The organism is Aestuariivirga litoralis (assembly GCF_003234965.1).
GTDB classification, from domain to species: Bacteria; Pseudomonadota; Alphaproteobacteria; order Rhizobiales; family Aestuariivirgaceae; genus Aestuariivirga; species Aestuariivirga litoralis.
This window is the reverse complement of the sequence record NZ_QKVK01000001.1, coordinates 622,773-636,094: the sequence shown is the minus strand read 5'-3', so window position 1 is coordinate 636,094 and position 13,322 is coordinate 622,773. Positions and strand designations below refer to the sequence as shown.

The window sequence follows — 13,322 nt, the reverse complement described above, 5'->3', positions numbered from 1 at the left end:
CCGCCACGTCAGCCACATCATGCCTTGACGACGGCAGCGGAAGCGATGTTGCGGCGGGCGAAGGCGTTGCGCGTGTCGATGATCAGCTTCGCCTCCCGAGCCACGAGATGGTAGTCGATTGCATCGTGGTCGGTCGAGACGATCACCGCATCATAGGCGGCAAGACTCTCGGCGCCGAGCGCGACGGAGCGGATGCCGGCATAGGCCGCATGATCCCGCGTGGGCGGAATCACCGGCACCAGCGGATCGTGAAAATCGACGGCGGCGCCCCTCTGCGCCAGGATGTCCATCAGGCGGAAGGTCGGGCTCTCACGAATGTCGGAGACGTTCTTCTTGTAGGCGAGGCCGAGGATGAGAACCCGCGCAGACCCGAGCGACTTTCGCTGGCGCCGGTCGAGCTGCTGCTCGAGGCTGTCGATGACGAACCTCGGCATGGCCACGTTGATCTCGCCGGCCAGCTCCACGAAGCGCGTGGAGAGGCCGAACTCGCGGGCTTTCCAGGTGAGGTAGAAGGGATCGATGGGAATGCAGTGCCCGCCCAGACCTGGGCCCGGATAGAACGGCATGTATCCGAATGGCTTTGTCGCGGCCGCGTCGATCACCTCCCACACGTCGATGCCCATGGCGCCGTAGATGAGCTTCAGTTCATTGACGAGCGCGATGTTGACGGCACGGAATACATTCTCGGTGATCTTCACGGCCTCGGCCGCGGCGGGTGAGGAGACCATCACCACCCGCGCGAACACGGTGCGGTAGAAGGCCTCGACCAGCGTGGTGGCCAGTGGCCCGTCGCCGGCCGCCACCTTGGGGATCGACACCGTGCGGAACGCAGCGTTGCCCGGATCCTCCCGCTCGGGTGAAAAGCCGAGATAGAAGTCGGTTCCGCTCCTGAGGCCGCCACGTTCCAGGATCGGCTTCACCACATCCTCGGTCGTGCCCGGATAGGTCGTCGATTCGAGGATGACGAGCTGGCCCGGCCGCAGATGGGCGGCAATGGTTTCCGCCGTTCCGGTGACAAACCTCAGGTCAGGCTCGCGGTGGCGCGACAGCGGTGTGGGAACGCAGATGACGATGACATCGCAATCGGCAAGCCGGGTGAAGTCGCCCGTGGCAGCGAGGCGATGGCTGCTCCGGCACTGTGCCACATCCTCCGAGCTTACGTTGTCGACATAGGACCGGCCATCGCCAAGCGCGCTGATCTTGCCGGGGTCGATATCGAACCCGGTGACGCGAAACCCGCCCTGTGCAAAGGCGACAGCCAGCGGCAGGCCGATATAGCCGAGGCCGATGATGCCGATCCGCGCCTCGCGTCCAGCGATCCGCCGTTCAAGTCCGGGCGCCGTGTGGCAGGCCGTCATTTCGTGAAGCTCATGCGATCTCTCTTCGAACTTGGGGATATTAGCGCCGTGCCGGGGCACTCCGGAAGCAATGCTTGCATGCTGCGGCGTGAGCGCAATCACAACGCATGATTTCAGGCGACGACCAAATATGGCCACTGGCTGGCGTCGGCGCAGTCCGATATACCGCGTCCATCTCTGTGGTTGCAATTGAGGCCGGCGGTCGTGTGGTGAGTCCAGGTTCAGGCAGTGAGCTTCACGTCGCCTTCTGCGGCGATGCGGATGTCGAGGTTGGACTCTTCGCCGCGGCAAGATCATTGCTCAATCACAGCAGCCGGCCCGTCACGCTGCATATCCTCACGGACCTGCGCAGCGGCATCTCGCGACAGCGGTTCACGGCCGCTTTCGGCAAGCGCGCTGAAATTCGCCATTACGATGTCGACACCCGGCTGTTCGAAGGCTGGTGCCCGCTGGTGGGCAACCGGTTCGCCTACAGCAAGCTGCTGATCCCCGACCTGATCGGCGCCGACCGGATCCTCTATCTCGACACCGACACCATCACCGACACCGATGTCTGGGAATTGTGGAATACGCCGATGGCGCAGGCTCCGCTCGCCGCCGTGAAGGAGGCGCGCATCGGGGACAGTATCGAAGGCAGGTTCCTGATCGGCACCGGAGTTGCCGCCGACGCGAACTACTACAACGCGGGCGTCTTGCTGTTCAACGCCGCTGCCTGGCGCCGGCAGGGGCTCACCGAGCGCGCCTTGCGCTTTGCGGCCAGCCACGCGGAGAGCCTCAGAACTGCGGATCAAACCGTGTTCAATGCCTTGCTGTGGCGTGACATCCTCGAACTCGATCCGCGCTTCAATGTGCGGCTGTGGCCGACTTCGGATCTCTCAGGCATCGAACGCGGGCGTTCCATCCTGCATTTTTCCGGCGGCCTGAAACCGTGGGACCCCCTGTCGTCGCGCCTCCACAGCGGATTTCCGGTGTGGTCGGCATATCATGACGAGGACCGCGCCGCACGGATGTCGGCGCCGCGGCGCGCCGTGCGCTGCGCGCGGCTGTGGCGCTATTACTGGACTGCCATCAAGGCCAGGTGGACATGAGGGCCGCGGCGCCCGACGTTGGCTTCATGCAGGAGAGTGCATGCGCAGCGTCATCCTGAAGACGGGCGATGGCGTCCAGCATGCGCTGGCGAGGCTGCAGACCATTCCGCTGCTGCAGGGACTGCGTGAACTCGGTCAGGACGCCGCGATGGTGACGCTGCCGCCGCTGAACCGGTCCGCGCGGCTGTTGCGGCGCGCCTTCCCGCATGCAACCGGCACGGCCGCGGCCCAGCTGCAGGCATTGGAGGGGGCCAGCCACGTCTTCTTTCTCTACAATGAGCGGCGCTCCGCCGAGCTGGCGCGTGAGGCCCGCAGGCGAATGGCGTGCAAGGCCGTGTGCTTTGCCTCCGATGTCTACGGCATCGATGACTATGTGAAGCTCGCCGCGTTCGTGGACGTGTTTCTTGCCCCCACCCGCTGGCACCGTGACGTCATTCAGTCGGCGGTGCAGACGCCGGTATTCCATGTGCCGGAGGCGGTCGATCCCATCGCCCTGCCGCCCGGGCCGCAGGCCAGCGAGGTGAGCAACGCCAACCGGCTGCTGTGGTTCGGCTATCCGGAATCCTTCCGCAAGTCGATGTGCCACCTTCTGCCCGCCGCCTTCGCGCAGGCGGCGTTCGATCCTGGCCGGTTCGGCATCATCACGGCGCCGTCATCGCAGCTGCTTCCCGGGGTCGCGCACCAGGACTTCGATCCGGACAGCTTCTATGTCAGGGCACAGGCCTTCAGCTATGCGCTGCTCAGCCACTTCTGCTACGATGGAAGCCTCAACACCATCATCAAGTCGCCGAACAAGATGGTGACGTCGATCGTGCGGGGTCTGGTGCCGCTGCCCTCCACAACGCCGGCCTACATGGAGCTGGCAGGCCGCTACGGCCTCGACGCGCTGGCCTATGACGGACCTCGGCAATTGGCCGACCGGCTGCGGGGCCTCGATTTCGACAGGGACAGGAAGGCGTTCGGCCTGGCCCGGATCCGGGACGAGCTGCTGCGCGAACTGGCGCCTGCGCGCATCGCCCGCACCGTGCTGGAGTGCCTCTAGCGCGGGGGCGTCAACCCCGCTTGGCCAGATCGATTCCCAGAACGGCTCTGATGGCATCGGCAGGCGGCGCGCCGGTCCGCGCCATGTAGGCACGCACCTCGAACAGCTTGGCATCAACGAGGAAGCGATACCAGAAGCCCTGCAGCGCATGGAATGCGAGGCCCTCGTAGCCATCGAGAAAGCCGAGGCGCAGCACGTAGCGATAGAGGAAATACAGGACGGCACGCGCCCCCGACGGGAGGCGGGCATAGACGGCGGTCTTCATCCAGCGCTTGCCCCGTGCGTGACCCTCGAGTTCGCCGCGGTTGTCCTGCGGGCCAAGGCCATGTTCGCGGCTGAGGATGTCCACCACTTCGCGCGCGGCATAGCCGTTGTGCTTGTCGATCCACCAGCCGAGGGGCTTGCGGTTGTCGTCGATGATCTCGCCCGCGAAGCTCGCGGTCCTGCCGTCGGTCACCAGGTGCTCGTCCATCCACCTGCTTTCGCAGCGCCCGTGCCCGTGCCGGATGAGCCGGAGCACCGGGACGGGAAACAGCCCGCCCCAGCGAATGGGGCGGCCGAGGAAGGTCATGCGGCGGCCCACCACGACACCCGTCACGGCGCCATCGAGTGCGGCGAGATGCTGGCGGATTTCGGTGGCCAGTGCAGGGGTGACGGTCTCGTCGGCGTCGAGGCGGAGGACCCAGCCCGTGCCAGGAGGAAGTTCCGCAAGGGCCCAGTTGAACTGGGCGGCGTGGTTGAGCCAGTCGTGATGCCAGACCTCCGCGCCCGCCGCCTTGGCCAGGGCGAGGGTGCGGTCGGTCGAACCGCTGTCGACGACGATGCAGCGGCTGGCGATATCGCTGACCGACGCGAGGGCGCGCTCGATATGCAGTTCCTCGTCCCGCGTCAGGATGATGACGGTGAGGTTCGGGGCACCGGCCCTTGGCGCAGGCTGTTTCATCTAGCCGATCTTCTTGCGCCGCCGCAGCGGCTGGGCTGGGTTCCCGCGATAAACCTGCCAGGCCTCGAGATCGGCGAAGGCAACCCCGCGGGCGCCGAGCACGCTGCCTTCGCCTGCCGTCACGCCCGGGCCGACAAAGGCATCGGAGGCGATCCATGACAGGCGTTCGAGCCGGATGGGCCGGTGGGTGAGCGGAAATTTCGGATCGTCGATGGCATGCGAGGCGGTGCAGAGATAGGCCCGCTGCGAGACGAGGGCTCCCTGCTGCAGGGTGACGGTATCGACGTTGTAGCAGATGACGCCATCGGCCATGGTGGTGCGCGCCTCCATCACGAGGTTGCGCGGATACCAGACGCGCGCGCTTGCCCGCACGTCGCAGCCCGCGCCGATCTTCGCGCCGAAGAGCCGCAGCAGCATGCAGCGCCAGCCGCGCATGAAGGGTGGCGTCCAAGATGCCAGGAGAAACCACGTGGTGTTCCAGCCGAGCCGGTAGAGCCGGTGCGAGAGGCTGAAGGTGGGACCGCCGTCGATGGGCAGGCGCTGCTTCTTCATCGCGTCATCCCCCCTGATGCCGGAACCGGCCTGCTGCGCGATCCGATGATGGCCTCGATGTCCTTCAGCCCTTTTGCCATGAAGGTGTTTCCATCGCGCGGCCAGGTTTCGATGAAGCCGAAGATCTTGCCATAACTGTTGTCGAGCACGACGTGCGGGCGGCCCATCAGATGGCAGAGGATGTGGGCATGGAGCCGGTCGGTCACCACCAGCCGGCCACGCGCCAGCAGGCGCGCACCCCGCAGCACTTCCTTGCGGGCATAGCGCCGGTAGGCGCGCTCGCGCAGCCTCATGAGGGCCGGAGACCTGGGTGAGAGATCGAGGACCATGGCATCCACGGCCCGATGCAGGCCCGGCGCGCGCCGCAGCGTCCAGTCCTCGCAGGGGCCGAACCGTGCCAGCTCACGCCGCTCCGGGCTGCCTTCCTGGCGCTCGAGGTCGGTGCGGAGCAGCGAGAAGACGTCGGTGTCGGCCGGCGCCGGAGGGGCGAGGCTGCCGAGGCCATAGGCCATGTCGGGGCCGAGCAATGCCGGGCAGGAGAACTGAGTCTCGGCGAAGGCGAAGCTTGCCTTGTCGCGCACCAGAAGCGTGAAGTCCGGGTGCTGCTCCACCGCCTTGCGGGTTGCCTCAAGGGAGGCCTGTGACTGGAAGTGGATGGACTGGGGAAGCTGTATGATCCTGCGATGCCGGAAGCCCTGGAGCACCCGGAGGCGGCTTTCGTGGACCGATTTCCACAGGTCGCCGAAGTTTCCGCCGCCGAGGAGGAAGACGATGCCCTCCGGCATGGCGTCGTCCAGGCCATGCGGGAACTCGGCGCTGCGCGACAGGAAGGCGGGCGGGCGCCCGAAGCGCCGTTCCAGCGCGGCGAGTGCGCCGAGCCAGATCGCACTGTCGCCGACATTGGTGTGCCCGGGCCAGTCGAGCAGGGCCCATGGCTGTCCGTGCACTGAAGGAAGGAGCGTCTCCAGCAACCGGTCGAGCGCGTTGCGGAAGGCTTCGGGTGAACTGGTTTCGACGGCGTCACGCATGGGCAACGGCACGCTGGCGGATCACCCGGCAGGGAATACCCGCCGCCACGGAGTAGGGCGGAATGCTGCGGTTCACCAGGCTCCCTGCGCCGATGATGGTGCCCTCGCCGATCTCCACGCCGCCGAGAACGGTGGCATTGGCCCCGATCCACACGCCGTCCCCAATGGTGATCGGCAGGCTCTTGCCTTCACCGGCGGCCCGCTCCTTACCGCCATCCTCGTGCGTGCCTGTCACCAGCGTGACGCGGGGGCCGATATCGCAGCGCGCGCCGATGGCGATCTCCGCCATGCCGCCGATGAGAAGTGTCTGGTGGCCGACGAAACTGTCCGACCCGATGCTGACCCGGCCATTGGTCCAGATCTCGACACTCGACGTCAGCCGGGCGTCAGCCGCGGCGTCGACCCCCGCGAGGCGCCACAGCGCCGCCTTCTGCCGGTAGAAGCGCGTCGGCGGAAGAAGCCCGACGAACCTGTTGCACAGCCAGCGCCGCATCATCTCACACCTCCCGAAGGTGGTTGATGGAGGAAGTTGAAGGCATGACGGCGAAACTCGTCATACATGCGGCGGCTGAAGCGCTTCACGCGCGGCACCTTGTCCCTCATCACCTGCGAGGGGCTGAGCATGGTGTCGGAGATTTCCGACTGCTGGCTGTCATCATGGCGTGCGCGGAAGGGTTCGAGGCCTTTCGAAATGACGCCATGGAGCCAGAAGGCATCGATATAGTTGTCGACCGGCATAAGCCATTGCGTTGCCTTGTCGAGCAGCGCCTGCGCAGCGCGCGGCGCGATGACATAGCACTGGGTTCCGAGTGGGCCGGCAAGGAACCTGACGAGCCGCCACGGCGGCGCAAGATCGGCAGCCAGCGTGACACGTGGAACGTCCACCACACCGCTGAGCCGCAGGAAGTCGTGGTTCGCCACCAGTTGCTGCGCGATCTCCACTGCCTCGCCGATGCCGTCTGCAAGGATGACGTCGTCCTCCATCACCACGATCGGGGCGCCAACCTGCACACAGCGTTCCCACAGCAGATAGTGGCTGGCAAAGCATCCCACCTCGCCGCGGGTCATCGGGCGGCGCCATGATTTCAGGCAACGCTCATCATCATAATGATGGGCAAACTCCGCGTGCCGCGCACGACCGTCGACGGCAGGGAAGAAGCTGTGGGCAAGTCCCTGCCGCTGCAGCTGGGCTGCCATGAAGCTGCGGCGGGTGGCGGATCTTTCGAGGTTGATGACGAACAGGTTCATTGCGATCCGCTTCCGGGGCCAGGTCCGCCGATGACGAAGTCCGGCCTTACTTGCCGCCCCAGCGCCCATTCATAGACATCGCACATTCGTTTGCCGATCGACCTCCAGTCGAAATCCCGCTCCATCCACTCCCTTCCGCGTGCGCCCATCGCAAGGCGCTCGTCCGGGGCCATGGCCATGGCTTCGGCCAAGGCTGCCGCCATGGCGTCGGGGCCATGGTCGATCCACCAGCCGCAGCGGTGCGTGACGACGTCGGGCCACGGTGCGCCGCGTGTCGAAATCACCGGCGTGCCAGCGGCCAGGCTCTCGGCCACCGTCATGCAGAAGTTCTCGTTGAGGGACGAGAGCGCGAAGACCTCCGCCTCCCGCATCAACGCGAGCTTTGCCTCGCCGAATACCGGCCCTTCGATCGACACGCGGTCCACCAGCCCCAAGGCGTTCACTTGCTCCAGAAGCCGTGCACCGGTGCGTCCGTCATCCGGGCCAACGATACGGAGTTGCCAATCGCGAGAGGTACCAGCCACCTGGGCGAAGGCCGAGACCAGCCGGTCGAGCGCCTTCTTCGGATGGAGGCGCCCGAGCGAAAGCACATAGGGCCGGCGAGCGGGAATGCCTTGGGCCACCGGACGGAGGTCGGGGAGATCGATGCCGTTCGGAATGATGGCCACCGGCTGCTTCAGCCCGAAACGCCGGATATCTTCGTACTCGGCCTGCGAAGTGGCATGGAGGCAGGCCGCCCCGGCCAGCGCCCGCTTTTGCCACAGCAGCCAGAACACGCGCTTGGGCAGCCGCGAAAATTGCAACGCCTCGGCACCCAGCATGCCGTGCGGCGACAGAATGAAGGGCCGGCCGGCCGCGCGTGCCGCATCGGCCGGATAGACATTGGGCATCATCCACAGGCCGTGCGCGTGGTAGACCTCCGCTGGCGCCCTCAGCAGCGCGTCGCGCATGGCGGTCGAGCGCCCCAGCTTGCGCAGACCACGCAGCGGCAGCCGATCGGCGGCGAAAGTGGAAACCGCAGCACCGGAAAAGTCGATCGTGCGTTCTCCCGCCAGTGCGAACACCTCTGTTCGGCAGCCAGCGCCGGCAAGGGAGCGGGCAAGCCGGGGAACCACGTAGGCCACGCCGGAGGCCTCGGTGTCGAGATGCGCCACGGTCTGGATGGACCTCATGCGGAGGCTCCGGCAGACCATGGCTCCCGCGGGCGAGGGCCGCGGCCTGCGGCATGGGCCAGGATGGCCGAGAGATAGGCAGCACCCTGCGTGGCGCCGAGCTTCCGCGCCCAGCCGGCAAGCGCGGCGCGGCGGGCCGCGGTCTGACGGCCGGCAGCGAGCGCGCGGGCGAGTTCAGAGGCAAGCGAGCCGAGGTCGTCTGCGGCGAATACCCCGCCCTCTCCGCTTGCCAGCACGGCGGCGGCCGATCCGCAGGCATCGGAGCAGATGACCGGCGTGCCGGCCATCAGGGCCTCGGACACGACCGCGCCCCAGCCATCGTAGCGGCTGGGAAGAACCAGGCAGTCAGCACTGGCCATCAAGGCCGGGATGCGGTCGATGGACTGGCGCCCCAGCCACTGCGCACGGCCCGGAAGCAGCCGTGCCGCCTGTGCCCTCAGCGTGGCCTCGAGCGGCCCCGACCCGACCAGCGTGAGGCTGAAGGGACGCTCGGCGATGAGGCTCAAGGCCTCGATCAGAAGACCCACGCGCTTGAGGTCGATGAAGGATCCGACGAACATGAAGCGGAACACGTCTCCGCCCACGGCAGCAGCTTCATCCGGCTCCGGCTGGTCGGCCAGGAAATAGGCGAAGGGATAGATCCGTTCGGGTGCCATGCCGCGCGCCGCCATCCAGCGCGGCGTGTCATGGCCGATGGCGAGCATGCCCTCGATGTGGCGCTTCCGGCGATTGATCAGGAGGCGGTAGAGCGCCCGTTTGGCCATGCCCGCAAGGCCCGGGTCATCGATGGTCTCGAGGATGATCCATTGCCGGGCGCCACGCTGCGCCAGGACTGCCTGTGCCGCCCCGACCAGGCCATTGCCGCGCAGGCCCTGGCAGATGTGGACGGCGCCCGCGGGGGCAGCGCTGGCCGCCGCCTTCACCGCGTCCCGCGTCGGAGCCATGAGCAGCTTTGCGCCGCCAAGCGCCGGCACCTGCCAGCCCTGGCTGGCCCGGTCGGCCGACATCTCCTGCTGGGCGACATAGGTGACATCATGCCCGGCCTTCGCCATGGCGCTGGCAAGGCCCGCCATGTGGGGCGTGATGATGCGCTGCCAGAACCACACCGGCTCAGCCACGGCGGCCCTCGGTGCGGGTGACGCCGGACGAGAAGGCCCACCCCAGCAGGATCAGCGAGAGAAGCCCTGTTCCACCTGGCGAGAACAGGGTGGCCTCGCCGAAGTTGAGCATGACGATGGTCAGCGAAACGGTGAGCGGCTCGAAGCCGCCGCGGGCGGCGGACCGCAACAGCTGCAACAGCCAGATGCCGAACAGAAGGGCGCCGAAGACGCCCATCTCCTCCACCACGGCGATGGGCGTCACACCCTTCTCGACGACGGCGCTCGTCGGCAGGCCGAACACCGAATCGCGTTCGATGACCATGATCTCCGGTTCCGAGCCGATGCCGAAGCCGATGCCGAACCACGGGTGCTCGTAGATATTCTCGAGCATCGACGCCATCAGGCCGCCGCGGGAATTGTTGAAGGCCTCGACGATGCCCGTCACCTCCACCCGGTTCGACTTTGTGATGTAGGTCTGGAACCTGTCGGCGATCAGCGGTGCTGCAACGATGCTTGCCAGCAGGACCGCGCTGAACATCGTCCACAGCCGCCCGCTGCGCAGACCCGGCAGCATCTTGAACAGAGGACGGCGGGCCAGCCGGGGGCCGAAGAGAATACCCAGCACCATGCTCGCCGCCATGGCAAGACCGGCCGTCCGGGCCTCCGACATCAGCACCGCAAGCAATGCCAGACCGGCGACGCCGAGCAGCCAGTAGGGCGGCCGCGACAGGCCGAGGAGGCGCGCCGTCGCCCAGGCCGCCAGCAGGCCCATTGCCGAACCGAACACCTGCGGGTGGTTGAGGATGCCCTGGAAGCCGGTGCCATTGACCTTGAAGCCGATGGCCGGCGAGGCGATCAGCGGCAGGCTGGCGGCGAGGACGGCCACCAGCAGCAGGAACAGTTCTCCGGCAATGCCCTGCCGCTGTGCGGGCGAAAGACCGCACCAATGCGAGATCAGCGAGGCCATTGCCAGGGTCCAGGAAACGGCCTTGAGGATCGACACGTCGGGGATGGCGCTGAACAGCAGCGCATGAATGGCGATGAAAACACCCAGCAGCATGGTTGCCATGGTGAAGGGCCTGGCCGGGGCGCGCAGCAGCCGGCTGCGCAGCATGGCCGAGGCGCCGGCGCCCAGCAGCACGGCGTAGCGCCCGATGCCGGCCGCGCTTGCCGTCGGCGCTAGTTCGGGGTTGAGCATGGAGAGCAGCCACAGCATCGCCAGCGCCCGGATGGCCTGGGCGCGCCCGGTGAGCGCATAGACAGCCAGCACGAGGTAGCTGATGTCGGCCGTTTCCTCTGACGCCAGGCGCAGCGCCAGGGCGAGCAGAAGCGGCAGATAGGCCCACAGCAGGGCCGGTGCGCGGCGGCTGCGGGGCTGTGGCGGGGCGGGCCGCGCGCGCGGGGGCGGTGCCATGCGCCTGTCCGCCGGCATCAGGCGCTGGTGTTGCACCGGCATGTCGAGGCGGTTCCTCATGGGGCCTGCTGCAGTTCGCGTGGCAGGTGCCGGCGGTCGAGCAGGCGGCCGGCCTCGAGCTGGATGATCATGTTGCAGTCCTCGAGCGTCGACAGGCGGTGCGCGATGATGAGGATGGTCAGCCGCCGGTCGAGCGTCTTGATGGCCGCCATCACGGCGGATTCCGTCTCGCTGTCGAGCGCGCTCGTGGCCTCGTCGAAGATCAGCACGCTGGCCTGCTTGTAGAGGGCGCGGGCGATGCCGATGCGCTGGCGCTGGCCGCCGGAGAGCTGGATGCCGCGCTCGCCCACCCGCGTATCGAAGCCCTGCGGCAGGTTGGCGATGACGTCGGTCAGTTCGGCCTGGCGGGCGGCGCTGGCCACGCGGTCGCGGTCGATGTTGTGGCGCTCCACACCGAAGGCGATGTTTTCCGCGATGCTGGCATCGGCGAGGAAGATGGCCTGTGGCACATGGGCGATGTTCTTCTGCCAGGCGCGCCGGTTTGCATCGTCGAGCGTCACGCCATCGACGAGGATGCGTCCCTCGCTCGGCTCGAGAAGCCCGAGCAGCAGGTCCATCAGCGTGGACTTGCCGCTGCCGGTTCTGCCGATCACGCCGACGCGGGCGCCCTTCGGAATGACGTCGTCGATGCCGGCCAGCGCGGGCAGGCTGGCGCCGGGATAGGTGAAGGACAGGCCGTCGAGCCGGATCGCGGTTTCGAAGGGCAGGGCGGTGACGGCCCCCTCGTCCTTGGGCACCGATTGGCTGACCTGTTCGGCAACATCGATGATGACCTGGCGGTTGCCAGTGACCTGGGCCCAGGCATGATAGATCTGCTGCAGCAGCGGCAGCAGCCGCTGCGCGCCGAGCGCCAGCGTGCCGAGCACCGGAATGGCCGTGGTCAGGCTTCCCGGCTGGCCGGTGACGACCACCGCCACGCCCGCGATCAGCACCATGCCCAGTGCCTCGACGAAGAAGCGCGGCGCCCCGGCGAAGAAGGTGTTGCGGGTGCGTGCATCGCGCAGCCCGGCGAGCGCATTCTCGTAGGCGGCAAGGAACACCGGCTGGGAATGATCGATCAGCACGTCGCGGATGCCGCCGAGGCCCTCCTGCATCGACTTCACCGCGCGGCCCTGGGCGGCCGAGATCACCCGGCTGTTGACCTGCATCTGGCGCCGGCACGTCATGGTCGCAGCGAAGTAGATCGCCGCCAGGCCAAGACCCGAGGACAGCGCCACCGCGGGATTGATGTAGATCAGCCCCGCCACCATGAAGACCGCAATGACGAGTGACACGATGCCGTTGGCGACAGGGCCCAGCACGCTCCAGCTCAGCAGCTCCACCTTGTTGATGGTGGCGATGGTTTCGCTAGTGTTGCGCCGCGTGTGCAGGATGTAGGGATCATGCAGGGCAGTGTCGTAGAGCTTGGTCGAGAGCTCGTAGGAGATGCCGTTGACGAAGGCGTTGTTGGCCCACAGCAGCGCCAGGCGCAGGGTGGCGGAAACGATGGCCGACAGCGCGAAGGCCGCCGTCAGCACGTAGATCACCGGGAACGACCCGAGACCGATGCTGTCGAGAACGGGCTTGAGCCGTGACAGGAAGGCGCCGCCGGGATCTGCGATGACGGCGAGGAAGGGCAGGAGGGCGCCCAGTGTCATGACTTCGGCAAGCGCCCCGGCCAGCATCAGCCCCAGCATCGGCAGGAACAGCCGCCTGCGCCGCGGCGAGATGGTGTGGTAGAGCTTGCGGAAGGCCTCCTGCACCGACATCCCGCCCGGGGCTTCCATGGCAGCCGGAGCCTGTGCCGGTGCCTGCGTCACGCGTCGACGTCCGTCGCGCCCATGCGGCCGGATGGGCTGACCTCACGCTTCAGGTCGGCGATCTCGGCCTTCAGGCTTTCGAACTCGGCCAGCTTGCGCTTGAGGAAGGTCACGGTCAGCTGCGCCTTGGTGGCGATGCCGTCGGGCGTGAGAAGGTAAATGTAGCCGCGCTTGTTGCGCGATGCGGAAAAATTTCCCAGCTTGATCAGGCCCTTTTCCGCCAGGGCGGTCAGGCAGTAATGCGCCGCGCCGACGCTGATCCCCACCCGCGAGGCCAGGTCGCGCTGGCTGATGCGGGGGTTCTCGTCGATGAGGCGAAGGGCCCTCAAGGTCACGTCCTCGCGCAGGATGGGGCGCCGACTGGCCATCAGTAACCGGCCGTGCTCATTCCAAAGCGGCCGCAGCGCTGCGCAAAAGGCCCAGCCGCGGCGGAACTCTCTGGTTGGGCGGGGCCCTTGATGCTTTCCATGCTCAAGATTGAGCAATAGACGAGCCGAGGGCTGTTTGCAAAGGATTAC

Annotated in this window: 13 protein-coding genes; 2 read left to right on the top strand and 11 right to left on the bottom strand. The window is 67.0% G+C overall.

The genetic code is table 11. The features are described from left to right. Positions 1–17: 17 nt before the first annotated feature. Entirely contained in the window at positions 18–1,358 is a 1,341-nt protein-coding gene (locus DK847_RS03090; RefSeq protein ID WP_111196124.1) for a nucleotide sugar dehydrogenase, read from the bottom strand. 107 nt (positions 1,359–1,465) lie between these two features. Between DK847_RS03090 and DK847_RS03085 the strand changes: the two genes are divergently transcribed. Next, entirely contained in the window at positions 1,466–2,446 is a 981-nt protein-coding gene (locus DK847_RS03085; RefSeq protein ID WP_111196123.1) for a glycosyltransferase family 8 protein, read from the top strand. A 40-nt stretch (positions 2,447–2,486) separates the two neighbouring features. After that, positions 2,487–3,488 (top strand): hypothetical protein, encoded by a 1,002-nt coding sequence (locus DK847_RS03080; protein WP_111196122.1) that lies wholly within the window; start codon positions 2,487–2,489, stop codon positions 3,486–3,488. Positions 3,489–3,498: 10 nt separating this feature from the next. On the opposite strand, the gene DK847_RS03075 is transcribed toward DK847_RS03080, so the two are convergent. From DK847_RS03075 to DK847_RS03030, 10 genes are read right to left on the bottom strand one after another with little or no spacing between them, the layout of a single operon-like run. After that, positions 3,499–4,431, bottom strand: coding sequence for a glycosyltransferase family 2 protein (locus tag DK847_RS03075; protein ID WP_111196121.1), 933 nt, complete (start codon positions 4,429–4,431; stop codon positions 3,499–3,501). Further along, on the bottom strand, positions 4,432–4,983 hold the full coding sequence (locus tag DK847_RS03070) for an LbetaH domain-containing protein (RefSeq protein ID WP_111196120.1): 552 nt from the start codon (positions 4,981–4,983) through the stop codon (positions 4,432–4,434). Beyond that, entirely contained in the window at positions 4,980–6,011 is a 1,032-nt protein-coding gene (locus tag DK847_RS03065; protein ID WP_111196119.1) for a polysaccharide pyruvyl transferase family protein, read from the bottom strand. Before DK847_RS03065 ends, DK847_RS03070 begins: the two co-directional genes overlap by 4 nt. Then, entirely contained in the window at positions 6,004–6,507 is a 504-nt protein-coding gene (locus DK847_RS03060) for a DapH/DapD/GlmU-related protein (protein ID WP_111196118.1), read from the bottom strand. Before DK847_RS03060 ends, DK847_RS03065 begins: the two co-directional genes overlap by 8 nt. Further along, positions 6,504–7,259, bottom strand: coding sequence for a glycosyltransferase family 25 protein (locus DK847_RS03055; protein WP_161957122.1), 756 nt, complete (start codon positions 7,257–7,259; stop codon positions 6,504–6,506). The genes DK847_RS03060 and DK847_RS03055 overlap by 4 nt, the downstream gene beginning before the upstream one ends. After that, positions 7,256–8,431, bottom strand: a complete 1,176-nt coding sequence (locus DK847_RS03050; RefSeq protein WP_161957121.1) for a glycosyltransferase — start codon at positions 8,429–8,431, stop codon at positions 7,256–7,258. Before DK847_RS03050 ends, DK847_RS03055 begins: the two co-directional genes overlap by 4 nt. Then, positions 8,428–9,549: a glycosyltransferase family 4 protein gene (locus tag DK847_RS03045; protein WP_111196116.1), complete on the bottom strand. Its 1,122-nt coding sequence runs from the start codon at positions 9,547–9,549 to the stop codon at positions 8,428–8,430. The genes DK847_RS03050 and DK847_RS03045 overlap by 4 nt, the downstream gene beginning before the upstream one ends. Beyond that, positions 9,542–11,005: an O-antigen ligase family protein gene (locus DK847_RS03040; protein WP_111196115.1), complete on the bottom strand. Its 1,464-nt coding sequence runs from the start codon at positions 11,003–11,005 to the stop codon at positions 9,542–9,544. The genes DK847_RS03045 and DK847_RS03040 overlap by 8 nt, the downstream gene beginning before the upstream one ends. Then, positions 11,002–12,804: an ABC transporter ATP-binding protein gene (locus DK847_RS03035; RefSeq protein WP_245414501.1), complete on the bottom strand. Its 1,803-nt coding sequence runs from the start codon at positions 12,802–12,804 to the stop codon at positions 11,002–11,004. The genes DK847_RS03040 and DK847_RS03035 overlap by 4 nt, the downstream gene beginning before the upstream one ends. Further along, positions 12,801–13,172 carry a MarR family EPS-associated transcriptional regulator gene (locus DK847_RS03030; RefSeq protein WP_111196114.1) on the bottom strand — a complete coding sequence of 124 codons (372 nt, stop codon included), beginning with the start codon at positions 13,170–13,172 and terminating at the stop codon, positions 12,801–12,803. The genes DK847_RS03035 and DK847_RS03030 overlap by 4 nt, the downstream gene beginning before the upstream one ends. Between the last annotated feature and the right edge of the window lie 150 nt (positions 13,173–13,322).